The organism is Nostoc sp. (genome assembly GCF_036917935.1).
In the GTDB taxonomy this organism is placed as follows: Bacteria; Cyanobacteriota; Cyanobacteriia; order Cyanobacteriales; family Nostocaceae; genus Nostoc.
This window is the reverse complement of sequence record NZ_JBALEL010000039.1, coordinates 177867-202772: the sequence shown is the minus strand read 5'-3', so window position 1 is coordinate 202772 and position 24906 is coordinate 177867. Positions and strand designations below refer to the sequence as shown.

The 24906-nt window shown below is 42.4% G+C and carries 18 protein-coding genes and 1 pseudogene; 10 read left to right on the top strand and 9 right to left on the bottom strand.

From position 1 onward, the window contains the following. Window positions 1–589 precede the first annotated feature (589 nt). Window positions 590–997, bottom strand: coding sequence for a universal stress protein (locus tag V7K62_RS18205; protein WP_334866407.1), 408 nt, complete (start codon window positions 995–997; stop codon window positions 590–592). 89 nt (window positions 998–1086) lie between these two features. Between V7K62_RS18205 and V7K62_RS18200 the strand changes: the two genes are divergently transcribed. From V7K62_RS18200 to V7K62_RS18190, 3 genes are all read left to right on the top strand, one after another. Next, the gene (locus V7K62_RS18200; RefSeq protein ID WP_334866355.1) at window positions 1087–2289 is read left to right on the top strand and encodes a phosphoglycerate kinase; all 1203 of its coding nucleotides are present in this window, start codon (window positions 1087–1089) and stop codon (window positions 2287–2289) included. A gap of 136 nt (window positions 2290–2425) precedes the next feature. Beyond that, window positions 2426–3595 (top strand): AAA family ATPase, encoded by a 1170-nt coding sequence (locus V7K62_RS18195; RefSeq protein WP_334866353.1) that lies wholly within the window; start codon window positions 2426–2428, stop codon window positions 3593–3595. A 235-nt stretch (window positions 3596–3830) separates the two neighbouring features. Continuing rightward, complete coding sequence (locus V7K62_RS18190) at window positions 3831–4085, top strand: hypothetical protein (RefSeq protein ID WP_334866351.1); 255 nt, start codon at window positions 3831–3833, stop codon at window positions 4083–4085. A 449-nt stretch (window positions 4086–4534) separates the two neighbouring features. On the opposite strand, the gene V7K62_RS18185 is transcribed toward V7K62_RS18190, so the two are convergent. Next, a complete protein-coding gene (locus V7K62_RS18185) occupies window positions 4535–6706 on the bottom strand; it encodes a serine/threonine-protein kinase (protein WP_334866349.1) in 2172 nt (723 codons plus the stop codon). A 58-nt stretch (window positions 6707–6764) separates the two neighbouring features. Continuing rightward, entirely contained in the window at window positions 6765–8447 is a 1683-nt protein-coding gene (locus tag V7K62_RS18180; protein ID WP_334866347.1) for a serine/threonine-protein kinase, read from the bottom strand. A gap of 213 nt (window positions 8448–8660) precedes the next feature. Here V7K62_RS18180 and V7K62_RS18175 point away from each other — a divergent pair, with 213 nt between their 5' ends. Beyond that, complete coding sequence (locus V7K62_RS18175; protein WP_334866345.1) at window positions 8661–10175, top strand: phenylacetate--CoA ligase family protein; 1515 nt, start codon at window positions 8661–8663, stop codon at window positions 10173–10175. A gap of 919 nt (window positions 10176–11094) precedes the next feature. After that, window positions 11095–14004 (top strand): annotated as a pseudogene (locus V7K62_RS18170) (beta strand repeat-containing protein); the annotation flags it as partial. Between the two features lie 390 nt (window positions 14005–14394). On the opposite strand, the gene V7K62_RS18165 reads toward V7K62_RS18170, so the two are convergent. Next, window positions 14395–14982, bottom strand: coding sequence for a Uma2 family endonuclease (locus V7K62_RS18165; RefSeq protein WP_334866341.1), 588 nt, complete (start codon window positions 14980–14982; stop codon window positions 14395–14397). Between the two features lie 153 nt (window positions 14983–15135). Here V7K62_RS18165 and fni point away from each other — a divergent pair, with 153 nt between their 5' ends. The 3 genes from fni to V7K62_RS18150 all read left to right on the top strand — a co-directional run bounded on the left by fni (window position 15136) and on the right by V7K62_RS18150 (window position 19005). Further along, window positions 15136–16206 (top strand): type 2 isopentenyl-diphosphate Delta-isomerase, encoded by a 1071-nt coding sequence (fni, locus tag V7K62_RS18160; RefSeq protein ID WP_334866339.1) that lies wholly within the window; start codon window positions 15136–15138, stop codon window positions 16204–16206. A 97-nt stretch (window positions 16207–16303) separates the two neighbouring features. Beyond that, window positions 16304–18139: a signal peptide peptidase SppA gene (gene sppA, locus V7K62_RS18155; RefSeq protein WP_334866337.1), complete on the top strand. Its 1836-nt coding sequence runs from the start codon at window positions 16304–16306 to the stop codon at window positions 18137–18139. Between the two features lie 626 nt (window positions 18140–18765). After that, the gene (locus V7K62_RS18150) at window positions 18766–19005 is read left to right on the top strand and encodes a hypothetical protein (protein ID WP_104909601.1); all 240 of its coding nucleotides are present in this window, start codon (window positions 18766–18768) and stop codon (window positions 19003–19005) included. A 117-nt stretch (window positions 19006–19122) separates the two neighbouring features. Here the strand turns inward: V7K62_RS18150 and V7K62_RS18145 are convergent, their stop codons facing one another. After that, window positions 19123–19260, bottom strand: a complete 138-nt coding sequence (locus V7K62_RS18145) for a hypothetical protein (RefSeq protein WP_334866335.1) — start codon at window positions 19258–19260, stop codon at window positions 19123–19125. A gap of 636 nt (window positions 19261–19896) precedes the next feature. Between V7K62_RS18145 and V7K62_RS18140 the strand changes: the two genes are divergently transcribed. Together V7K62_RS18140 and V7K62_RS18135 are read left to right on the top strand one after the other, a co-directional pair. Continuing rightward, complete coding sequence (locus tag V7K62_RS18140; RefSeq protein ID WP_334866333.1) at window positions 19897–21495, top strand: Hsp70 family protein; 1599 nt, start codon at window positions 19897–19899, stop codon at window positions 21493–21495. A gap of 142 nt (window positions 21496–21637) precedes the next feature. Next, window positions 21638–22240 (top strand): pentapeptide repeat-containing protein, encoded by a 603-nt coding sequence (locus V7K62_RS18135; protein ID WP_334866332.1) that lies wholly within the window; start codon window positions 21638–21640, stop codon window positions 22238–22240. 145 nt (window positions 22241–22385) lie between these two features. Here the strand turns inward: V7K62_RS18135 and V7K62_RS18130 are convergent, their stop codons facing one another. The 4 genes from V7K62_RS18130 to V7K62_RS18115 form a co-directional block, all read right to left on the bottom strand. Beyond that, window positions 22386–22781 (bottom strand): type II toxin-antitoxin system VapC family toxin, encoded by a 396-nt coding sequence (locus V7K62_RS18130; RefSeq protein WP_334866330.1) that lies wholly within the window; start codon window positions 22779–22781, stop codon window positions 22386–22388. Next, window positions 22765–23055, bottom strand: coding sequence for a type II toxin-antitoxin system prevent-host-death family antitoxin (locus V7K62_RS18125; protein ID WP_334866328.1), 291 nt, complete (start codon window positions 23053–23055; stop codon window positions 22765–22767). Before V7K62_RS18125 ends, V7K62_RS18130 begins: the two co-directional genes overlap by 17 nt. Before the next feature lie 87 nt (window positions 23056–23142). Beyond that, complete coding sequence (locus tag V7K62_RS18120; RefSeq protein WP_334866326.1) at window positions 23143–23706, bottom strand: Uma2 family endonuclease; 564 nt, start codon at window positions 23704–23706, stop codon at window positions 23143–23145. A 243-nt stretch (window positions 23707–23949) separates the two neighbouring features. Beyond that, complete coding sequence (locus V7K62_RS18115) at window positions 23950–24483, bottom strand: L,D-transpeptidase (protein WP_334866324.1); 534 nt, start codon at window positions 24481–24483, stop codon at window positions 23950–23952. Between the last annotated feature and the right edge of the window lie 423 nt (window positions 24484–24906).

Here is a 24906-nt window from a genome sequence, read left to right as displayed (position 1 = left end):
ACTAAGTTAAACAAAAAAATGGTAAAACATCTATTTAAAAAATAGTAAACCTTGATGCCCGTATTTAACACTACCGAATCTAGGATAACCTTCAATACGGTTCGGTTAAGAATATTTTTTGTAGGTTGGGTTCAGGCAATGCGTTACCCAACAAACCCCGCAAAATGTTGGGTTTCGTTCCTCAACCCAACTTACACATTTTTATTTTTTGGGCTTAACCGAACCGTATTGAGACAACCTTCCCCAGTCCTGTTGTTGCGACAACCGCAGAAATTTTTTCCTCGTTCCCAGGCGGAGCCTGGGAATGCATTCATTGAGTCTCTGGCTCAATGTCTGACTAGAGGCGGAGGCAGCAGCCCCTAATCAGCCATTCCCATGCAGAGCATGGGAACGAGAGAAAGGCATAATTGTTTCCAAAACGACCATCTAAAACTAAGTAAGCAAGGGGAATAAACTTAGCTATTAACTTGAATAGCTCATGAATCATCGTCTTAAGTAGTGAAAATTACCTCCGTTTTGTGTTTTTACTTCCTTTTTTAACTTAGTTAGCGATCGCACTACAAATTTACTAGTATTGAGCAACACACTGCTAAGGCACAATCAATACTGGGCAAGGGGAAAGGTTAATCACGCGAGTAGTAACACTATCATCCGCTCCCTCTTCAGTCAAGCCTAGACCCCGACAGCCCATGATAATTAAATCAGCCCCAATTTCATCAGCGACATCGCAGATCGTAAAAGCTGGTTTGCCTCGCCTTTCCAGGATTTCAGATTGAATTCCTTGCCCTGAAAATAAAGATTGGGCATTTTCTAGCAGTTTGGCAACTACCTCTGGTGACACCATCGGATCGGCGCTAGGTGCGTCTTTTGGCGGTTCTTCTACCACAGACAGCAGCACCAAGCGACTGCTGTACTTTTTGACTACGTTGGTAACTACCTCAGCAGCTTCCCGCGTTTCCCGGCTTTGATCGATAGGAAATAGTACTGTCTTAAATATCTCTGTCACTTGGGTACCCCTGACTCCGGTAAAATCTGGATGGTTCTACTTTCAAAACAATAACAAAAAGGCAATCAGGAGAGTTTGGTGTGTCCAAAAAAAGTTTAGCAAGTTTATCTTCGGCTGATATCTCTGGGAAACGTGCCTTAGTGCGGGTTGACTTTAACGTGCCTGTGGACGATAAAGGCAACATTACCGACGATACTCGCATTCGCGCCGCTCTACCAACCATCAGAGATTTAACGCAGAAGGGTGCTAAGGTCATTCTCGCAAGTCATTTTGGCCGTCCCAAGGGTGTGGATGACAAATTACGCCTAACTCCCGTTGCCAAGCGTCTCTCTGAGTTACTGGGGCAAGAAGTCATTAAAACTGATGATTCCATTGGGGATGAAGTTGCAACTAAAGTTAGCGCGTTGCAAAATGGCCAAGTGCTGTTGCTGGAAAATGTCCGTTTTTACAAAGAAGAAGAGAAAAACGATCCAGAATTTGCGAAAAAATTAGCAGCTAATGCTGATTTTTATGTAAATGATGCTTTTGGTACTGCACACCGCGCCCATGCTTCTACTGAAGGTGTGACTAAATTCCTCAGCCCTTCTGTGGCTGGCTATTTGGTTGAGAAGGAATTGCAATATCTGCAAAACGCCATTGAAAATCCCCAACGTCCTTTGGCAGCAATTATTGGCGGTTCCAAGGTTTCCAGTAAAATTGGCGTGATTGAAACGTTGCTGGAGAAGTGTGACAAGCTGATCATCGGCGGTGGAATGATTTTCACATTCTACAAAGCCCGTGGTTTGAATGTTGGTAAGTCGTTGGTGGAAGAAGACAAGCTAGAACTAGCGAAGTCTTTGGAAGCTAAGGCTAAAGAACGGGGCGTTGCTTTATTGCTTCCCACAGATGTGATAGTGGCAGATAACTTTGCCCCAGATGCCAATTCTCAAACCGTTAGCATTGAGAATATCCCCGATGGTTGGATGGGTTTGGATATTGGCCCAGACTCAGTAAAACTTTTCCAAGATGCCCTTGCAGATACCAAAACGGTAATTTGGAACGGGCCGATGGGTGTGTTTGAGTTTGATAAGTTTGCAGCAGGTACGGAAGCGATCGCTCATACTCTAGCCGAAATTAGCAAAACTGGCACAACTACCATTATTGGCGGTGGTGACTCAGTAGCGGCTGTGGAAAAGGTTGGTTTAGCAGACCAAATGAGCCACATCTCTACCGGCGGCGGCGCTAGTTTGGAGTTACTTGAAGGTAAGGTATTACCTGGAATTGCAGCTTTAGATGATGCTTAAGAAAGTTAGCTCTTAAGCTATTGTTAACATCAGCTAATTGATTGCAAATTTAGTAAGGGTACGGGATACTGTGCCCTTACTATTTTTGTTAGTATTTTTGCAACCATGCGGCCAAAGTTATGGAAGTTATTTTGTAATGGCAAGAATTGAAGAAATTTCAGTCAAAAACTATAGAGTTCTCCAAAATATTATCCTAAAAGATATCAAACCTTTTTCCGTTTTCCTTGGGCCTAATGGTAGTGGCAAGACTACTTTTTTTGATGTAATAGGTTTTCTTTCAGATTGCCTTACTACTAATGTTCGCAAAGCCTTAGAAAAGCGAGGAAGATTTCAAGAAGTTATTTCCCGTGATTGTCAAGGTCAAGAAATTGAAATTGCAATTAAATATCGTGAAGATAATCAATCTCCGAAAATCACATATACAGTTGCTATTGCTTTGCAAAATGGAGCGCCAATTGTTTCAAGAGAAACTCTCAAATGGAAGCGCGGTTCTCATGGAAAACCATTTGATTTTCTTAAGTTTGAAAATGGTGGAGGTGAAGTAATTAGTGGTGAAAATCCCGAAATTAATGATAAAAGAATTCACTATCAAATGGATGACCCCAGTTCCTTGGCTATTAAAACTATAGGTCAATTATCAGATAACCCACGCATTGCTAGTTTGCGCCGTTTTATTGAGGGATGGTTTCTCTCTTATTTCATACCAGATCAAGCTCGTCAACTAGCGACTGCTGGTGCAATGGAACATCTTTCTCGTGAAGGAGACAATATTGCTAATGTAGTTCAATACCTTGCTGATGAACATCAAGAAACTTTATCCAAAATTTTGAAGTTACTTGCTAGCCGTGTTCCCCAGTTAGAAAAGGTGGAATCAGAGCCAACAATTGATGGCAGACTTGCTCTTTTATTTAAAGATGCACCTTTTAGTAAACCATTTCTAGCAAGATTTTCCTCAGACGGCACACTAAAGTTACTAGCATCTTTGATATTATTAAATGACCCTAATCCTCCTCAGTTACTTTGCATTGAAGAGCCAGAGAATGGACTGCACCATCGACTTCTTGATTCTTTAAGTGAGGAAGCTCAGGCTTACTCACAACGCGCACAAGTATTTGTTTCTACCCACTCCACATTTTTTGTTAACACAATAAAAGATGCTAAACAACTCTGGATTTTTCAACGTGATGTTAATGGTTATGCAACTGTTAGAAGGGCTGATCAAATACCTGATGCTAAATATTTTATAGAATCCCAAGCAGGTTTAGGTGATCTTTGGTCTGAGGGATATTTTAGAGAATTACCTTAGTAGTAGCAATTATGCATATAGAGTTTTTAGTAGAAGAACCTTCAACTGAAGTTGCTTTGAATTTTATTGTCCCTAAAATCATAGGTGATACTCATACGTTGAAAATTCATAACTTTCAAAATAAAGATAGACTTTTAAAAAGACTATAGCGGTTCCCAGTTGAGTGAGGTACAAGAACCCCACCCCCAACCCCCTCCCCGCAAGCGAGGAGGGGACTATGATGTACCGCATCTGAATGGGAAACGCTATACCTGATCGGATGAAAGCTTATGCTAACTTTGTGCCTGATGACTGGCGAATCGTGATTCTAGTAGATGAAGATAGATCTGATTGCCAAGAATTAAAGAAGAAACTTTGTGATGCTAGCAGTGTTGTGACTAAACACAAAGGAAATATTGTTCTCCATAAAATTGCTGTAGAAGAACTAGAGTCATGGTTTATAGGTGATGTGACAGCAATTAGGGCTGAATCTAAAAAAATATGGCTATGAGACAGGTTTACAAAAAATCGACTTTGCTGAGAAAGTTTCTCCCCACATGGATTTAGAAAACAACCTCTCTAGAAGTTTTCAGATTTTTCGAGATGGACTAAGAAGCATCGTCAAATAAAATTTATTAATCAGGTACTTGCTTGCACTAACTTACGTAAAAATGTGGAAACAAAATGGCTGGAATGAACACAGAAGTTACAAGCGATCGCTCAAAATGGTCTAGCCTATTCTGAAGGTCTTTTTGATGAATGTAATTTGTCTAAGCTAGTACAACACGGCGTAAATAACCCAACCCTTCGGGTAATGCTCGCAGACTCGCTAACGCTGCGTTAACGGCAGTTCCTCATGGGGGGAACCCCCAAGACAGGACTGCCGAACCATTCCAAATCAACGAAACCCTTATACTGTATTTATTTTTAATTTTTAATTTTTAATTCCGCCTTGCGTTACTAGGGCGTTGTCTCAGGAGTTGGTATTGGTGTAGGTTCAGGTTCAGGTGTGGAGGTTTCAGTAGGCGTGGGAGTTGGTGTGGGAGTTGGTGTCGGTGTGGGCGTGGGAGTTGGTGTCGGTGTGGGCGTTGGTGTCGGCGTGGGCGTTGGTGATGGCGGAACAATGGGATTTTCCGCTGTAATAGTGAGTTGATAATCTACTGGTTTCGTTGCTGTGGAAACTACGACAAACTCATAAAATCCATTTTCTGATAATTTACTTGACAAACTACGCTTGGTAGAATCTTCTAAAAATCGAATTTTGCCAGAGGGTGAATAGACTGATAACAAAACTTGGGAATTTGCTTCTAGTTTTAATTCCATAGATTGGTCTTTGGCAAGTCCAGCAATGAATACTTTACCGCCAGCAGGTTGGAGAGTACCGATGACTGTTTTACCAGTAGCCCCCGGATCAAAGACAAGCTTCTGGAAAGCGCTACCGGCGAGGATCGCACTGAGTCGATCGCTAACAAATCCGTACCAAACTTGTCCAATGGGCTGAACCTGGAAATTTTTACCCCGCTGCTCAGGAAATACACTTAAAAAAGCGGTATCTCCCAAATCATATAAAGAACGACTACCAACGTTGATTTTATTGACTTCTGCTTTCCAGCGATCGCGTTCAGCAGTTGTGTAAGTTCCCAGTTTTTGGCGTGCATTATTACTTAGTGGTGCAAGCTTTTCTAGTAATTCCGAAGCTGCTTTATCCCATTCTGCTCGCAAACTCTCATCTTCAGGGCCATTGCTGAGAGTGCGTCCCCGTAAACTGGGATTTCTGTCCCAAAAAACTTGATTCACCAAGTTCACGTAGAAGTTAGAGTCAATCCCCAACTGTTGACGGCGATCGCTTAATTTTTCTTTGCGTTCTCGTTCTGCTGGCGAATATTGCGCTAAAGGATCGGTTGGTTGTTCGCTAGTTGGAATGGGGCTGGCTGTAGGATTAGGTTGGACTTCCCCGACATCGCGGCGGCTATTCACTCCCCACCAAATTAATCCCACACTACCAGCGACTAGCGCCGCCACCAGGAAGGTTTTTGTTGGTGTCCACCAGGAGGGAGGCGGGGGAGATGAGGGATACAAGGGAGATGGAGAAGGTGGGGGAGGTGGGGAGATGGCGACAGTGGCGGATGTGGGTTGTGGTGGAGTGGGATATTGAGTTTGGGGAAAGTTAGCTGGGGGTGAATTGATAGCTTGGAGTACTTGACGGGCTGATTGATAGCGATCGCTTGGTCTAGCAGATAGCATTTTATCTAATACCTGTGCCAAATCTTGACTCAAATTAACTTCCCGTCGCCATTGCCAACTGAGAGTATAGGTATCAATTAATTCTTGCGGTTGTTTTCCTGTCAGTAAAACCAACATTGTTGCGGCCAAAGCATACAAGTCGCTGTGGGGAGATACTAACCCAGTTTGCATCTGTTCTGCGGGAGCAAATCCGACTTTACCCAATAGGGTTGGTGATGGGGAAGATGCAACCATACCGGGTTGGTAATATTCGGAAGCCACGGTTGCAACTACTTGTTTGACACCGCCAAAGTCAATTAAAACTGGCAATTTGTCAACAGTCCGAAGCATTAAATTATCTGGAGAAATATCTCGATGAATTACTCCTAGTGAATGGATGTATTCCAACACTGGCAAAATTGAAAAGAACAATTGGCGTACTTCCGCCTCTGTAAAGCGCAAACCCTGCTGTATACGGGTATTTAACAAAGAATTGTAAGTTTCCCCTTCTACATAATCTTGCACCAAAAACAGATATTCTTTGCCCCCTAAATTCAGCCGCAGCAGTTCCCGGAAGCGGGGAATTTGGGGATGTTGCAGTTTATAAAGAACACTCGCTTCTCTCTCAAAGAGTTCTTCAGCTTTTTGGACAACGTAAGCGGTTTGAACTTGGGGGGAAAATTCTTTTAAAACACAAAGTTCGCGGAAACGGTTGACATCTTCAGCTAAATAAGTGCGTCCGAAGCCACCTTGGCCAATTTGACGCACAATCACATAGCGATCGCCTAAAGTTAGTCCTGGTTGGATACTATAACTCATGGGCGTATCCAACAAATTTTCACCGCACTGGAGACAAAAGCGACTACCTGGGGAATTTTCATGTCCTTTAGAACAATATATTTTAGTCATTAGTTATTAGTCATTTGTCATTTGTGATTAAGTTACTCTTCCCCAGTCCCCAGTCTCCTTATTTGCCAGATTGTACTTTACTAACTTGATCGGCTGCGATCGCATACCAAATTTGACCAAAAGTCTGTTGATTCAGTTTCCCACGCTGCTGATCGGGAAACAATCGATCAAATTTTTCATTTGTGTCTTTGGTCAACTGATCGATTGTATAGTTACCAAATTCCGCCAATCGGGCTTGTCGTCTCCATGTATCGTAATCTTTTTGACTATAGTTCCCCAATTTCCGACGAGCTGCTGTACTGAGGTTAGCCTGTTCTAGTTTATCCAATAAATCGTCAGCGAGACCAGACCATTCATCTCGTAAACCAGCGTCTTCAGGTTTAGATGTCAGGCTACGTCCTTTTAATTCTGATTTTTTTGTATAAAATAAATCATCTACTGTGCGAATAAAAAACCCTTCAGTAATTTCTAACTGTTGACGACGATTGATAATTTTCTGGAGGTTACTATTTTTTCCTTTGTCGCTGGCTGGTTTACCGCTTGGGAAGTGGGGAATTTGCGGTAATGAAATTGAGGGAATGGTGATTGAAGATACGCTCTGAATGACTGCATTTGCCGCAGCCAAAGTTAATCCAACTAAAGCTGTCCCCCCTAGACTAATCACAAAAGGGCGAATCCAAACAGGCCAAGATATCGGTTTAGACATCGCTTGCGTTTGCCTCTGGAATCTACTCATAACAGCACTGGCGCGTTGTCTTCCCGGAGCAACTACCATCGTCTTAATCTTGGTGGTAATATAATTACTTGGGGATTTAGTTGCAGTTGGTGATGGTAAATCTCTGAGGATTTGCTCGGCTCGTTGGTAGCGATCGCTCGGTCTATAAGCCAGCATCTTTTTTAACACCGCTTCCAGTTGAGGACTAACTCTGATTTCCTTTCCCCATCCCCAAATTCCCTGATAGCTGTCGTATAATTTTTGCGGTTCTTTACCTGTGAGCAACACTAATGTCGTCACCGCCAAAGAGTATAAATCACTACTAAAAAAGGCTTTACCCTGCCGTAGCTGTTCTTCTGGGGCGTAGCCCTTTTTACCGAGCAAAGTGTTATTTCCAACCAACTTGGTGCGCCAAAAACCTTGAGAAGCTGGCAATTGCTTGACACCACCAAAATCAATTAGCACAGGCAGATTATCAGAACGCCGCCAAATGAGATTATCGGGAGAGATATCACGGTGAACTACATCTCGTGAGTGGATGTAGGATAACACGGGTAAAATATGTTGCAATAGCGTGATTACTTCCTCTTCACTGAAGGTTTTTCCTTGACTCTCACGCTGTTCTAATAATTGGTAATAATTATCACCATCCACATAATCTTGCACTAAAAAGAAAAAATCTTTACTGCCTATCTTCACTTGTAGCGAGGCGTGAAAACGCGGAATTTGTGGATGCTGGAGTTTTTTCAGGACATTTGCTTCTCGTTCAAATAACTCTTTAGCTTTTTGTAAATCTTGATGTTCTTGTACTTGGGGTGCAAATTCCTTCAGCACACAAGTTTGATGGGATTTATTTCTATCCTCTGCCAAATAGGTGCGTCCAAAGCCACCCTGCCCTAAATGACGGATAATTTGATAGCGATTATCCACAACCTGTCCCACAGCAAGAGGTAATGGTTCACCACAATGGGTACAAAAGCGGTTACTGCCATTATTTGTGTGTTGTTTACTGCAATAGAGCTGCATGGTGCCCAAGGATAAATTAAGGTTTTATTGAGTAACTACAACGCGCCCATCCTCATTTTCGGATATCCTACCAAAGGTTAGGAGCATTTGATGCTGAGTGGAATTATTGTTTTTTACTCAGCACACGTTACGGGCTAAACGCCCCGCTACAGCTAACAGCACTCAGCACTGTTTAACGGTGTTGGTTCTACTTTAGGATAAACAACAAGCGTCATGAACCGCAAATCAAGACAGCAGCAAGTAATTAAAGCAATTGAAGATTTTTTGTCTACCCCCTTAGAAACGTTACTGCAACGGCATCTCAACACTCAAACTTCCGCAGCTTTGAGTTTATTTCACGATGTGGCGGTTAATGTACCTGCATACAAGGCGTTTTTAGCAGAAAGGGAAATTAATCCCGCGACTATTCAAACCTTAGAGGAGTTTCAAAAACTACCAGCGATCGCTAAACAAAATTATATACTGCGTTATCCCTTAGCTGACTTGTGCCGCAACGGGCAACTCCAAGCGTGCGACATGATAGCTGCTTCATCAGGTTCTAGTGGGAAACCGACATTTTGGCCCCGTTTTTTCACAGATGAACTCCAAATCGCCATACGCTTTGAACAGATTTTTCACGATAGTTTCTATACAGATACTAGACGTACCCTAGCAGTGATTTGTTTCACTTTGGGCACTTGGGTAGGTGGAATGTTTACCACTAATTGCTGTCGTTATCTTGCTAGCAAAGGTTATCTCATCACTGTAATTACTCCTGGTAACAACAAAGAAGAAATCTTGCGAGTTGTGCAGGAACTAGGTTCAGCATTTGAACAAGTGGTGTTATTGGGATATCCGCCATTTTTGAAAGATGTGATTGATACTGGTATCGCCCGTGGTGTGGAGTGGCAGCAATATCAGATTAAATTAGTGATGGCGGGAGAAGTATTTAGTGAAGAATGGCGGAGTTTAGTTGGTGAACGAGTTGGTTCACAAAATCCCTGTTATGATTTTGCATCACTTTACGGCACTGCGGATGCAGGAGTTTTGGGTAATGAAACACCGTTAAGTATCTGCATTCGCCGTTTTTTGGCAGAAAATCCCGATGCAGCTAGAGCTTTATTTGGGGAATCGCGTTTACCCACGCTAGTACAATATGATCCTTGCAGTCGCTTTTTTGAAGTTGAAGATGGCGGATTGCTGTTTTCGGGAGATAACGGTATTCCCTTAGTGCGTTATGACATCTTGGATACTGGCGGGATAATTAGTTATGATGCCATGCTGCAATTTTTAGCTGAATGGGGATTTAACCCGCTTGAAAATCTGCGTTCTGACACTCAAGAATCACCTAGAGGTATTCATCAGCTACCTTTCGTTTATGTCTTCGGGCGTTCTAACTTTACAGTTTCCTATTTTGGCGCAAATATCTATCCCGAAAATGTGACGGTGGGATTAGAACAACCAGTAATTCAAGAATGGGTGACGGGTAAATTCGTATTGCAGGTATTAGAAGATACAGATAAGAATCGATTTTTATCTGTAGTTGTGGAATTAGCACTAGGGGTAGAGGGTAGTAAAGAGAAAAAAGAAGCGATCGCATCTTCTATTCTTTCACAACTGCTACGCCTAAATAGCGAGTTTGCTAATTATGTTCCCGCAGAATATCAAACACCACAAGTTACATTAGCCCCAATGGGTGATTTTGAATATTTCCCCATTGGTGTGAAACATCGTTATACCCGTCAATAAGACAATAGAGAATAATTTTTTGTTAGAGGCGACAGTGGTAGGGTTACACAGGTATCCTGTTGCCAAATTGACTTTCAAAGCACTTATTCAAACATTTGTCTACTGCTTTCTGGAAATTATGGCCTACAAACGTCAATAATATGAAGAATACACAAAGCTCAGTATTTTTGTATACATTTATCGGTAATTAATATGAAGAATGTGCAAAGATACCTTTTTAACTATAGACTTCTAAGTAATTGTTCAGTATATATAGGAATCATATTTAATTTCTGAAAAAATCTCGGTAGTCTTGTAGTAGACTGTAATGGCTTTAATGTTGCAAAAAAATTGCTTTGTTGGGTGGAGGCTTTGCGTAACCCAACATCCTGATATATGTTGGGTTGCGCGGAGCGCAACCCAACCTACGTCTACGTCTAATGCACTATTAAAGCCATGACAGTCCACTACATGCATTTCAAAAATCAAATACTAGTCCTATACTTATTATCAAGTTATTTAGATATTCTTTATTTTAAATCTATATACCCATGCGTAAATACCTCTTTCCCTATCAAGAGTTAACTATTCTCTATTTTCTAGACACTAGGCCTTGCGCGTTGACAAAAACTAAATATTATTAATTGTGAGTTCCAAGTATTTCAACTTAATTTTTTGACACTTTTTCAGCGATTGCTATTGAATCAAGGATAGTAAAAAAACTGAAACTTCCTGTTGTTAATGATGTGCTGATAAGTTTGTACAGTTAAGTTGGTCAACAGGGTGAATCTTGAAATCAAAATTGCTTTCTCTCAAGGATGACGTAAAAATATGCCGAAAACGTCAAATTTCGATGAGTTATTTGTGCCATAAAACAGCACTAACTACAAACTGACAACTGAAAGTTACTGAAAAAATCGATTTAGATAGGTAGAAAGTTATGGCAAATATCAATGGCACTAACGGCAATGATACCCTCTATGGAACAACGAGTGATGACCTGATTAATGGTTTAGCCGGTGACGATAAAGTATATGGTAATAGAAGCTACGACATCCTCAACGGTGATGCTGGTGACGATTACTTGAATGTTAACTATTCATCAGGCAATACTACCCTCAACGGTGGCACTGGTGATGATACCTTGAATGCAGAACATTCATCAGGCAATAACTTGCTCCTTGGAGGCGATGGCAATGATACTATCTTCACCTCTGACGATATTCTTTTAACCTCTAACTCCTATATTAACTATGGTAATAACACCCTTAACGGTGGCAATGGGAATGATACCTTTTATAATGAGATGATTCATTATGTTGATAACTTGACGACTGGTGGCGGCGGCAAAGATAAATTTGTTTATGCTATCGGCGAGAACAGTTCTGGTATGATTACCATCACCGATTTCGGTGGCATTGGTAAAGACTCAAACCCATCATTGGCGGTGATTGCCGAAGCGGATACCTTGCAATTTACAGGATATGAGCAACTTACTGCCAGAAATTTGCAATTAACTCAAAATGGTAACGATTTAGAAATCACCTTTGAAGGGGGGCCTTATTACAAAGTTGTCTTGCAAAACTTTGCCCTGGAAAACCTAGACAATTTAGCCCAGCTTGGCAATATCGTGTTTGATGGGCAAACTAGCACCACAGATAGCTTTGATGTCTTCGATGCCAACTCCACCCAAAGCATCATCTTCAAAAAAAACACAGTCACCTTCCTTAACGACCTTTCCAACAATGTCAACGGCTTTGACAATTCAGATGATGTAATTAATGGTCAGGGGGGTGATGACATCATTGACGGCAAAAGTGGCAACGACGTTTTGAGGGGTGGCGCGGGCAATGATACTCTCATTGGTGGTACGGGCAATGACACTCTCGACACTGGTGCGGGGAATAATACTCTCAACGGTGGCGCTGGTGACGATTTCTTAAATGTTAACGATTCAGTAAGCAATTATTATGACAATCCTAGCTATCCAAAAGCCGATAACTTGCTCTTTGGAGGTGATGGCAATGACACTCTCTTCGCCTATGACACCTATGGTAATAACACCCTCAACGGTGGCACTGGAAATGACACATTTTATAGTAGTACGTATAACATCACTTATGGTGGTTCGAGCAATAAAATTTTAACTGGTGGCGGCGGCAAGGATAAATTTGTTTTGAAGCGGGATTACTTTGACAGTGGTACTATTACCATCACGGATTTCGATGGCATTGGTAAAGGCTCAAACCCATCAGCGGCGGAGATTGCCGAAGTGGATAGCTTGCAATTTAGAGGAACTTATTATGATGACACATTAACTGCTTTTGAGCCATTAACTGCGAGAAATCTGCAATTAACTCAAAATGGTAACAACACAGAAATCACTTTTGAAAGGACGCTTCGTTTCAAAGTGGTCTTGCAGAACTTTGCCCTGGAAAATCTAGATAATTTAGCACAAATCGGCAATATCGTTTTTGATGGGCAAACTAGCACCACAGATAGCTTTGATGTCTTCGATGCCAACTCCACCCAAAACATCATCTTCAAAAAAAATACAGTCACCTTCCTTAACGACCTCTCCAACAATGTCAACGGCTTTGACAACTCGGATGATGTAATTAATGGTCAGAAGGGTGATGACATTATTGACGGCAAAAGTGGCAACGATATGCTCAGGGGTGGCGCGGGCAATGATACTCTCATTGGTGGTATTGGTGACGATGTTCTATCGGATTATTCCGATTTAACAGGCAATAATCTGCTCTCTGGGGACGATGGCAATGATATTCTCTCCACCTCTGGCATCATTACTGGACTCGGCAACAACGGTGACTACTTATATGGGTATGTGTCTGGCAATAACACTCTCATCGGTGGTACTGGTGATGATAAATTGGGTGCTGGTCTTTCAACAGGCGATAACCTACTCTCTGGGGGCGATGGCAATGATTTTCTTGACGCCTCTGGCTTCTGGGAGTTTGAATCCTCATTCTACCCCGCTTATGGCAATAATACCCTCAACGGTGGCGCTGGTAACGATACTTTGAATATTGACTATTCAACAGGCAATAATTTGCTCTCTGGGGACGATGGCAATGATTTTCTCTCTGCCTCTATAGCGAGGGACGACTTCCTCGGACAAGAGTATGGCGTCTCTGCCTCTGGCAATAACACCCTCGACGGTGGTGCTGGTAACGATACCTTGAATGTTGACTATTCAAAAGGCAATAATCTGCTCTCTGGGGGCAATGGCAATGATTCTCTTGACGCCTCTGGCTACTACAGCGAAGGCGGTGCTGCCTCTGGCAATAATACCCTCAACGGTGGTGATGGTAACGATACCTTGAATATTGACTATTCAAAAGGCAATAACCTAGTGAATGGGGGCAATGGAAATGATTTTCTCTCTGCCATAACTGCATTAGGGAATAACACGCTTGATGGTGGCAATGGCAATGACACCATCAAGGGTGGTAATGGCAATGACTACCTGACAGGTGGTTTTGGTAATGATAGCCTCTATGGAGGGGATGGTACTGATACCTTTGTTTTCAATAATTACAGTGAAGGTGTAGATAGACTTTATGACTTCAACGCCACTAATGAACTGATTCAGGTAGAGAGAGATAGTTTTGGCGGTGGGTTATCACTAGGTTCACTCACAGCTAGTCAATTTACCATTGGAACATCCACAACAACAAGCAATCAACGCTTTATCTATGACAATATTACAGGTGCGTTGTCCTTTGACCTTGATGGCAGTGCGTCTGGGTTTACTCAGGTAAAATTTGCACAACTATCAGGTGGATTGTCACTAACCGAAAAGAATTTTGTGGTTGTTGAATCGTGATTAACGCTCTGCGATTATTCTAAGTATGGATTGCGAGGTGCTATTTTAAGCACTTCGCATTCGATAGCTCAATACAAGTCATTTTAGTTTGCGATCGCCACTCTTGTAAAGACCAGGCGATCGCAATATCTACAATATCTATAGCGGTTCTCGGCCCAAGTGATGTACAAGAACCCCACCCCCAACCCCCTAAGAGCAGGCGAAGAGGGGGCTAAGATGTACCTTGTATGATTAGGAAACGCTATAACCAGCATCGACTATAGTAGATGCTGGTTATAGCGTCCTGATGAGAGGAAATCTGGGGATAGAGCAGTGCATAACTGAGATAAAGTAGTAACTAAAAAACATTGTAATTTTACTGTAAAAATAGAAATTCGAGATTGATCTGCTTTATTCTTCAATCAACTCAAAATCAACTCGTTCATAAATATCTCGCAAAGTAATTTGAAAATCGATAGAATCCAAGACTAAAACAGCCTCTTCACCCTCATATTCTTTAAATATCCATTGACCTTCTGCTTGCTTGGCAAATTGTTCCACAGCAAAACTATACTGGTCAATCATAATATATTCTTGAAAACCAGGAATTGAACGATAATATTTAAACTTATCTGTTTTGTCATAATTTTTAGTTGAATTTGATAAGACTTCAACAATTAACAAGGGATTAGTAATAGTTGTTGTACCTATTCCCTCGTAAATAGGCTTATCTTTGATGACTATAACATCAGAATAAGTATAAAGGCGATAACGAGGTATCGATACTTTCACATCACCTATATAGATGTCATAAGCTTGACCTTGCACTGTTGTGGGAAATTTTTTATAAAAATTACCTGCAATTTTGTTGTGGTTAGTTGTTCCCCCTGTCATAGATATAATTTCTCCGTCTTTGTATTCATTTTTATATTCAGCCTTCTCTTCTAATTCCAAATATTCTTCTGGGGTGTAGTAGCGCTTTTCTGTTTGTAAAACCATATTAATTAACTCACAAAATGAGTGAATGGGTATGTTATCAATAGCGTAACGTACCCGAAAGATAGCGAAAATAAATGTTTTTGTTATAAAAAGACGGTTGCAGACAATGTAACAATAGCGATCGCAAGCAAATACTTTTAGTCATACCCACTAGTGAACGCCCCTACCAATATCTCTGCACAAACTCAGAATCGCAAAGCCGATCACATTCGGATCTGCTTAGAGGAAGATGTTCAGTGCGATCAAATCACCAACGGACTGGAACGCTATCGTTTCACCCATTCTTGCTTACCGGAACTAAACTACAATGATATTGATATCAGTACAACTTTCCTGGGGAAACACCTTGACGCACCTTTGTTAATTTCTTCCATGACTGGAGGAACAGAACAAGCCAGAATCATTAACCAACGCTTGGCCCAAGTCGCGCAACATTACAAAATTGCAATGGGTGTCGGTTCCCAACGAGTAGCGGTGGAAAAACCCCAGGTGGCTGATACTTTTGCTGTCCGCAAGTATGCCCCCGATGTTCTGCTATTTGCGAACTTGGGGGCTGTGCAACTTAACTACAAGTACGGCTTAGATGAATGTTTGCGGGTAATTGATATTCTAGAGGCTGATGCCTTGATTTTACACATTAACCCTTTACAAGAGTGCATTCAACCCAAAGGTGATACTAATTTTCAGGGTTTGATTGACAAAATATCTAAATTATGCAGCAAATTGTCAGTACCAGTGATTGCGAAGGAAGTTGGTAACGGCATTTCCGCAGCGATCGCCCAGAAACTGATCGCCGCTGGAGTAGCAGCAATTGATGTCGCGGGTGCGGGGGGTACTTCTTGGGCAAAAGTCGAAAGTGAACGGGCAGAAAGTCCCTTACAACGTCGTTTAGGGAAGACGTTTGCCGATTGGGGTTTACCGACGGCAGAGTGCATTACAACTATTAGAGCGATGTCTACGACGGGCTACGCCTACGCCAAAGATGTGCCCTTAATTGCTTCAGGAGGTTTGCGTCATGGATTGGATGTCGCAACTGCGATCGCCTTGGGAGCAGATATAGCTGGTTTAGCAATGCCTTTCTTGCAAGCAGCAGCAACATCAGAGACAGCAGTTGCTGAACTGGCTGAAGTATTAATCGCCGAAATCACCACAGTCTTATTCTGCACTGGTAACACTACCTTGTATCAGTTAAAGCATTCTGGTAGTTTACAGCGCATAGAATAGGGAAACAGGTCATTGGTCATTGGTCATTAGTCATTAGTCCTTTGGTTATAACCAATGTCCCATGCCCAATGCCCCATGCCCAATAACTAAATAACTAATGCGTAATTTTATCAAACAAACTTTTGCTAGTTTAGTTGGCACCTTACTAGGACTAATTATTTTCGGTGGTCTAGGAACCGCTGGACTGTTCTTACTGATATTGGCTGCTACCTCCTCTAAAGATACTGGCCCAAACGTGAAAGATAAGTCAGTGCTAGTTTTTGACTTGTCAATGAAAATTACTGATGGCGAACCTAGTTCCGGCGAACTGTTTCAAAACACATTATCCGGTGTGGATGAAGATAGGATGGCACTCCGCAAAGTTGTAGAAACTTTGGAAAAGGCGCGGCGCGATCCTCGCATTGTCGGGATCTACTTGGATGCAACAAGTGCAAGCCAAGCTGGTAACGTCGGCTATGCCTCCCTGAAAGAAATTCGAAAAGCGCTGGAGGAGTTTCGCGCTGCGGGGAAAAAGATTGTGGCTTATGGCAGTGATTGGAGTGAAAAGGAATATTACATTTGTTCAGTGGCAGATTCCATTACACTTAATCCTCTGGGAATGATGGAAGTCAACGGTTTGAGTTCACAACCAATGTTTTTAGCGGGAGCATTGCAGAAGTACGGCATTGGTGTTCAAGTCGTGCGGGTAGGGAAATTTAAGGGGGCTGTTGAACCGTTTATTCTCACAAAATTGAGTCCAGAAAACCGCGAACAAACTCAGAAATTGTTGGATGATGTTTGGGGAGAGTGGCGCACTGCTGTGGGCGCAAGTCGGAAAATTGAACCCAATAAATTGCAAGCGATCGCAGATAATCAGGCGCTACTAGAAGCCACACAAGCTAAAACCAGCGGTTTAGTTGATCAAGTCGCATACCCCGATGAAGTGGTAACAGACCTGAAAAAGTTGACAAATAGCGATAAACAAGACAAAACATTCCGACAAATTAGCTTGAATAGCTACGCACAAGTTTCCGGCAAATCTTTGGGTGTAGAACGTAACTCCAAAAATCAAATTGCCGTTGTTTATGCTGAGGGCGAGATTGTTGATGGGAAAGGAGAAGATGGGCAAGTAGGAGGCGATCGCTTTGCGAAAATCTTCAACAAACTACGACAAGATAAGGATGTGAAAGCTGTTGTATTACGAATTAATAGTCCTGGTGGTAGTGCAACCGCAGCCGAAGTCATGCAGCGAGAAGTGAAATTAACTCGTGAGGCGAAACCAGTTGTAGTCTCAATGGGTGATGTCGCCGCCTCTGGTGGTTATTGGATTGCTAGCGACTCTAACCGGATTTTTGCCGAGCCAAATACCATTACAGGCTCAATAGGGGTGTTTGGGTTGCTGTTCAATGGGCAAAAGCTGGCAAATGATAATGGCATCACCTGGGATTCGGTGAAAACCGGGCGCTATGCTGATAGTCAAACAGTTTCTCGTCCAAAATCGCCTCAAGAGTTGGCACTTTATCAGCGCAGTGTTAACCGTATTTATAATATGTTTCTGAATAAAGTTTCTCAAGGTCGCAAACTCCCAGAACAAAAAGTAGCAGAAATTGCCCAAGGAAGGGTTTGGTCGGGTGTGGCGGCCAAAGAAATTGGTTTGGTGGATGAAATTGGTGGTTTGAATATTGCGATCGCTTATGCTGCCAAGCAGGCAAAACTAGGAGAAGACTGGGAAGTGCAAGAATATCCTCGCACTAACAGCTTCGGAGAACGCTTTTTTGGGCGTGCAACAGAAGAGGCGCGGACTGCTTTCGGAATTGAGGGTACGCAACTCAAACAATCCAATCCCCTCACCACCGAATTTCAAAAATTGCAACAGGAAGTAGAGATTCTACAAAAGATGAACGATCCACAAGGGGTTTACGCCCGCTTGCCTTTCAACTTGAAGATTGAGTAGATGCTTTTTTGAGCATCAGTGGGCAAAAACTCACCGAACACTATCTTTGTCAAGCTAGTTTTGAGGGTTTGTAGTAAGGACTTTAGTGCTGAGAAAATAATAGACCTCTTGCAAAAGTCCCTAACACCCCACCCTAACCCTCCCCGTATGTATTGGGGAGGGAACTAGATTTCCGGCTTCCCCCCAATGCATCGGGGGGATTGAGGGGGTAATTTGACTTGTGTGTACACCGTAGTTGGTAAGGGGAGGGGAGCGTTTGCTTTACTCAAATGCGGGGTGGGGTTCTTTATTTTTGATTTATGTAAGATGTCTAATGACTAAAATCCTTACTACGAAATTGTTTACCCATCAATTTAAACTTGACGGACTACTACAGCGAGGCGCATGAATTGGCCTCCCCAGCCATAAACCAGCTGACATTTGCTGCACGGTTGTGTAAAGTAGTTGAGAGTCAACTACAATTTCCAACTTTTCACAGAATTTTAGATTTGGAATTTTGCTAAAGCAGCCCGATTAAACAGTGGCTCAAGTATGGAAAAATCTAAAGTTCTTTATCTAGACTAAGTGTATTCACATATTGATTCAATTTAAAGTCTAAAATACAAAATTGAGTAAAACATCCATCTATGGCTAGAAAAACACAACGCCTTTTGCTGCTTATTGTTTCCTGTAGTATCACTGGTGTAATTTTAGGAGGTACTGCTGGTTGGGCAGAAAGTAGTCTCTGCTTGGAAGACAGTAAGGTTACAAGTGAGTGCCTAACCCAAGATCCATTCCAAAAAACTATCCAAGGAATGAGTACTGGATTGTTAGCCGGGGCTGGGGCCGCTTTTGGTGCAGTCTGGCAGTTACGGAATGAAGATTGAGCATGAACTACCACTAACCCGAAGTATCGGGTTAGATTAGGTTTCTGTATTAATTAGCCAGTGTCTCCACTTTGACTTTCGCCCAGCATTAAAGTCATGTGGGTCAATTATCCTAATTTATGTGCCTTTGGAAGAATATCGGTCTATTAATGCACGAGCAAATTTCTGGTGTTGTTCAGCTAGATGTTGAGGAGAGATGAACTGAGCATTGCCCATGAAGCGGTACACCCAGCGATCGCTCAGGAAGTTTAACAATATAATCTATGTAAGTAGGTTTGCTATGTGTCTTATTCATAAGTCTGGGTTAATCACCTGGATTGGTGAACAAAATAATCAGCTTTTTGGTCACTTACGTTGTTTTATTGACAATTTATCACGCAATGATTCCAAATTCTTACGAACAGTAACCCGCCTCTACCTTTTCCGTATGAATTTTAATTCTGCTGGCAGATACAGTTATGTTAATAAGGGTGAAAAATCGTTTATATTCTTGGTAGCAAATACTTTGAGATCCCCCGAAATCCCCCTTAAAGAAGGGGGACTTTGAGAGAGGTTGCCCCCCTTTTTTAAGGGGAGCCAGCGCGGTCTTGGGGGTTTCCCCCATGAGCGACTGGCGTGGGTTAGGGGGGATCTAGAAGTGCCTAAAATCACAGCCAACCACTTTTCAAACAACCTCTAAGACAAGAGACTGGTAACTTACTTTATCCTTATCCTACTGACAAGCCAATTGTCTAACTGTGCTAACACTTCGCTGCAACAGATTGAATCGATATTTGGGTTGGGATGCAAAGAAGCAAACCTCTGGGCGCATTTGCATTCTTGGTAGGTTATGGAGAATAATCACAAATAAAGCAGCTTTGGCATCTTCGTGCGAGAGAATAAATATAAAATATGGCGATCGCAATCGATTTTGGTACTAGCAACACAGTCATTGCTCGTTGGAACCCCGTAACCCAACAGCCAGAAACCCTGAATATACCAGGCTTATCAATTAAACAAAGTCTCAATCCGCCACTGATTCCCAGCTTGGTTTATGTTGAAGACGCAGCCCAGAATAAAGTTTTAGTCGGGCAACAAGTACGCGATCGCGGTCTTGACCTCAAAGGCGAAACAAGATTTTTCCGCAGCTTCAAACGCGGTATTGGTGCAGATATCCAAGGTTTCTTACCCGAACTAGATGGGCAAATTGTCACCTTTGAACAAGTAGGGCAATGGTTCCTTACTCAGGTGATTGAACAACTAGCACCTCTGCAAGGTGGGTTAGATTCTCTAGTTTTAACGGTACCCGTAGACAGTTTTGAAGCCTATCGTCACTGGTTGGGGAAAGTTTGTCAAGCCCTTCCCGTTGAACAGGTGCGGATGCTGGATGAGCCCACAGCCGCCGCCTTGGGTTATGGCTTGGCAGATCAAGAAATTCTCTTAGTGATTGACTTTGGTGGCGGTACTTTAGATTTGTCCCTTGTGCGGTTGGATCAAGGCGTGCAAGCAACCACCAAACCGCTAGGATTTATCCTCAAGTGGGGTAATAAGTCCTTGGCTGAAGATTCAAAACAAAAAGTCAAAATTGCCCGTGTCCTGGCGAAAGCTGGGCAAAATTTGGGCGGTACTGATATTGATAATTGGTTAGTAGATTACTTTGCCAAAACTCAAGAGTTGGCGATAAGTCCGTTGACAACAAGATTGGCAGAACGGGTAAAAATTCAGCTATCAACCCAAAACCAAGCCAGTGAAGTTTATTTTGATGATGAGACATTTGAAAGCTATGAACTGGAACTAAACCGCGACACTTTTGAAAATATCCTCAAAGAACACGCATTTTTTGAGTTACTGGATGAGTCGATGACAACACTGTTGCAGCAAGCAAAACGCCAAGGGATAGAACTTCCAGATATTAATGCAGTTTTGTTAGTTGGTGGGACAGTGCAATTACCAGCAGTGCAGACATGGATCAAACAGTATTTTGAGCCAGAAAAAATCCGTTGCGAACGTCCCTTTGAAGCGATCGCTCAAGGTGCATTACAGTTAGCTCAAGGTGTGCAAATCAAAGACTTTCTCTATCATAGTTATGGTATCCGCTACTGGGATCGCCGCAATCAGCGTCACAAATGGCATTCTTTAATTAAAGCTGGACAGGCATATCCAATGAGTCAGCCAGTGGAATTAGTCTTAGGCGCTTCTGTGGAAAATCAGCCTAGTATTGAGTTAATTATGGGAGAATTGGGAGCAGATACGGGCAATACTGAAGTTTATTTTGATGGCGATCGCTTAATTACTCGCCGTCTGGACAGTAGCGAAACCAGCGTCAAACCCCTCAACGATCAAGAAGGCGCGAGGACAATTGCCCAACTGACACCAGCAGGATATCCTGGGAGCGATCGTATCAAAATTCTTTTTCAAGTTGATGAGCAACGCTTTTTGCGAATCACCGTTGAAGACTTGTTAACGAATGATACGCTTTTGGAAAATCAACTTGTGGCACAGTTGAGTTAGAGGTTATTTTAAACGGAGTCAGAACCGCTATATTAGCGTAGGTGTAACCCGCAGTAGGCATCGCACGTTTTTTGCCCAACCTCACAAAATCGCGTTACTCCTCGCTATTGTTGATGGTAGTTATTGATTCTGGAGTTAGGGTATGGATGCTGAGGAGTTGCTGAGAAGATATGCTGCTGGGGAGAGGGATTTTGGTGGGATCAACTTGGAAGGAGCTAACTTGGTTAGAGCTAATTTGAGTTACGCCAACTTGAGGGGAGCTAATTTGACTAGAGCTAGTTTGAGAGAAGCTAATTTGGCATATATTTTTCTGGAGGATGCCAACTTGGAAGGGGCTGACTTGATCGGTGTCAATCTTGAAAATGCTAGGTTGATGCGTGCCAATTTGAGTTACGCCAATTTGCGAGGTGTCGATTTGAGAGGAGCTATTTTGTCTAATGCCAACTTGACCAGCGCTAATCTGAGATGTGCTAATTTGGCTTGCTCCTCCTTGGATGGCGCTAATCTGACCAATGCTGATTTTTCGGGGGCTGCTTTGGATAGTGCTAATTTGACTAATGTTGAGTTCGCCGGAATTAATTTGAGCTGGACTATGCTGACCAACACTGATTTTACTGGAGCCAAGGTACTCGGTGTCCCCTGGGAACAACCCGGTATGCGTCTCGGCGGTAGAGGTACTTTGTTCTTGAAAACTATCTTTCCTGATGGCGAAATTGTTGAAGGCCCCTACTATAATAACCCCTGACGATGCTAAATCATTAGTAATTGAAGTCTCAGCTAGTAAAGATGATTTAGGAGGTGAATCAATAGGCTTATTTTTATTAAAATGATCCGCTTTTGGAAAATCAACTTGTGGCACAGTTGAGTTAGACTAATGCGCGTTTAACTATTTAAGTAAAAGGATTTAAAAGCGGGATACCGCAGCCATCAAAATCCCGAATGTTGCGCGTTACTAAGGTCAATTGATGAATTTGAGCAGTAGCAGCAATCATCATATCTGCTTGGGTGTGTGTTTTCCCACTTAATCTTAGTTGACCTCGCAATTCACCAGAGCGCTTGGCAATTTCAATGGTGATGGGCAATACTTCACAGTTATTTTCCAAAAAGCTCTCGAACCATATTTGAATTCTAGAGTTGGGCTTGAATGTCAGTCCGTAAAATATTTCTTCAACGGTGATTGCACTCACAACTATTGAGGGAGCTAATGCTGCCCATTTCAATACACCAGAGTTAGGTTGGAGTTTTACTAATTCGCTGATAATGTTCGTGTCACAGAGAAAAGTCATCAATGGCATCAGCGAAAGAGTTAGGACGGTCTTGGCGAGAGGGTACTTCGAGGATATAATCTTCTTCAGCAGCTATCTGACGTAGTTCTTTGAAGGCATCAGCTAAAGAAATCTTTTCGCGCTGCTTGCGCCACGTCAAGAATTCTTCAAACATCTCAGCTTCAACAACAACAGCTACCAGTTGATTTCGGTTGTAGATGAGTTGCGGTTCTTTAGTGACAGCATGAATTAGTTCGGAGAACCTCTGTTTCGCTTCTGCAATTCTCCAGTTCATTCTCCTACCTCTTTTTTCATAATCATGTCTATTATAGACATCAATCATCTCTATAATTTGGTTTTTATGATTCCAGGCGAGTTATTTTTAGCCGCCCATCTTTAACCATCCAAAAACTTGGTTGACGGTTAGTACAAGTTCAATTTCTGGTAATACAGGCAAAAAATCTTCTCCCTGGAATAGCACTGGTTGTTGTTCTGGTAGAAATACCAAAATACTGAAGTCATCAGGATCAAGAAACCATCCCAGGCGGCTGCCATACTTCAGACAGTGAAGAATATTCCCAATTACTTTGTTGGGTTTTTGTTCTGGCGAGAGAATCTCAATCGTCCAGTCTGGTGGAAGTTCAAAATTATCAGGTACTTGATCATCAACGGTGAACGGTATGCGTTTCCACTGAAATACAGCCACATCAGGTATAGTTGAGCGATCGCCAAAAGTACACCGTAATTCGGGAAACGCATAGGCAATCTTTTGATTCTCCGTGACTTCATTGACAACAGCACAGAGTTTGCTTTGTAAGCAGCTGTGTCTCCCTTTCGGCATTGGCTTTTGAATAATCTCTCCGTTAATATATTCGCTTGCAGGCTTTGTTTCTGGGAGCTTCAGAAATTCCTCCAGGGTGAGAGTTTGGGTAGTTGAGTAGCTCATGGCTCCTGAATCCCTCGAAGATGTGTTTTTAGTCTAGCAGTATGTATAGACAGGTGCTTAACTCCGTGAATGCACTGGTCTATACTCTTAATTACGAATTACGTTATAGCGGTTCTCGGCCCAAGTGATGTACAAGAACCCCACCCCCAACCCCCTCCCCGCAAGCAAGGAGGGGGCTAAGATGTACCTTGTATGATTAGGAAACGCTATAGCGAGTATTCCAGCGTCATTACGAATTACGAATTATTTCCGCACCACTACTAAAGTTCCCATTGAAGCCCAGTTGTAAAGATTGCGAGCTTGCCTAACAGGTAAATTTACGCAACCGTGGCTGACTGGAGTCCCAAAACGGTTATGCCAGTAAGCACCGTGGATGGCATAACCTCTATAGAAATACATTGTGTAAGGAACATCAGGAATATTGTAGTCCTTGCCTCGCATCCGGTGAGTACGATACTTAGAATTAATCCGAAATCTACCTATGGGTGTAGGGGTCGATCGCTTACCTCCAGAAATGCGGTATGAATAAACAACTTTATTACCTTCCCATGCACGTAACCGTTGCTCTGACAGGTCAATTTCAATCCAGCGAGGTTGGCTAAAATTATTAGATACAGTGATGCTGTTTTCATCGAGTGACGTGGCTGTTGCTGTAGTCGAGTTGGGTGTACCTGTTAAGGGCGATGACCAAGAGAATAAAGTCACCACCATCAGCGCCACGCCTGTACAAAAAGTTCCTGAAGAACGAATTCCACCACGGCGAATCCAAGTTTGCATTATGCCTCATCTTCTAAACTACGCAAAAATCATGAAGTTAAGTAATTTTCTGGAAATTTGTAGTTTTCCAGAAAATTACTCGCTTTCTGTGGAGGATTTACGCAATTCATCCGCTAATGCTTCTCAAGACAAATCCTAAGAGGATGTTTTAAAAGTTCTTAGTGATGTATCAAATACTCTTAGATCCCCCTAAATCCCCCGATAAATTGGGGGACTTTGATTCCGTTTCCCCCCTTTTTAAGGGGAGCCAGCGCGGTCTTGGGGTCTCCCCAAGTGGAGCGACTGGCGTGGGTTAGGGGGGATCAAAGTGCCTAATATCACAGCCGACCACTTTTCAAACAACCTCTAAGCTAATCCGCATCCAATTTGCACATTTGTCATTTGTTAAATGATGAGTCCTAACTAATGACTAATGACCAATAA

Excerpts from the sequence above, each read along its gene's own strand:
- V7K62_RS18130 (WP_334866330.1), bottom strand. The coding sequence starts at position 22,781 with ATGACTTTTCTCTGTGACACGAACATTATCAGCGAATTAGTAAAACTC.
- V7K62_RS18115 (WP_334866324.1), bottom strand. The coding sequence starts at position 24,483 with ATGCAAACTTGGATTCGCCGTGGTGGAATTCGTTCTTCAGGAACTTTT.
- V7K62_RS18165 (WP_334866341.1), bottom strand. The coding sequence starts at position 14,982 with ATGGTTTTACAAACAGAAAAGCGCTACTACACCCCAGAAGAATATTTG.
- sppA (WP_334866337.1), top strand. The coding sequence starts at position 16,304 with ATGCGTAATTTTATCAAACAAACTTTTGCTAGTTTAGTTGGCACCTTA.
- V7K62_RS18175 (WP_334866345.1), top strand. The coding sequence starts at position 8,661 with ATGAACCGCAAATCAAGACAGCAGCAAGTAATTAAAGCAATTGAAGAT.
- V7K62_RS18140 (WP_334866333.1), top strand. The coding sequence starts at position 19,897 with ATGGCGATCGCAATCGATTTTGGTACTAGCAACACAGTCATTGCTCGT.
- V7K62_RS18150 (WP_104909601.1), top strand. The coding sequence starts at position 18,766 with ATGGCTAGAAAAACACAACGCCTTTTGCTGCTTATTGTTTCCTGTAGT.
- V7K62_RS18135 (WP_334866332.1), top strand. The coding sequence starts at position 21,638 with ATGGATGCTGAGGAGTTGCTGAGAAGATATGCTGCTGGGGAGAGGGAT.
- V7K62_RS18195 (WP_334866353.1), top strand. The coding sequence starts at position 2,426 with ATGGCAAGAATTGAAGAAATTTCAGTCAAAAACTATAGAGTTCTCCAA.
- V7K62_RS18190 (WP_334866351.1), top strand. The coding sequence starts at position 3,831 with ATGGGAAACGCTATACCTGATCGGATGAAAGCTTATGCTAACTTTGTG.
- V7K62_RS18180 (WP_334866347.1), bottom strand. The coding sequence starts at position 8,447 with ATGCAGCTCTATTGCAGTAAACAACACACAAATAATGGCAGTAACCGC.
- V7K62_RS18120 (WP_334866326.1), bottom strand. The coding sequence starts at position 23,706 with ATGAGCTACTCAACTACCCAAACTCTCACCCTGGAGGAATTTCTGAAG.
- V7K62_RS18125 (WP_334866328.1), bottom strand. The coding sequence starts at position 23,055 with ATGAACTGGAGAATTGCAGAAGCGAAACAGAGGTTCTCCGAACTAATT.
- V7K62_RS18185 (WP_334866349.1), bottom strand. The coding sequence starts at position 6,706 with ATGACTAAAATATATTGTTCTAAAGGACATGAAAATTCCCCAGGTAGT.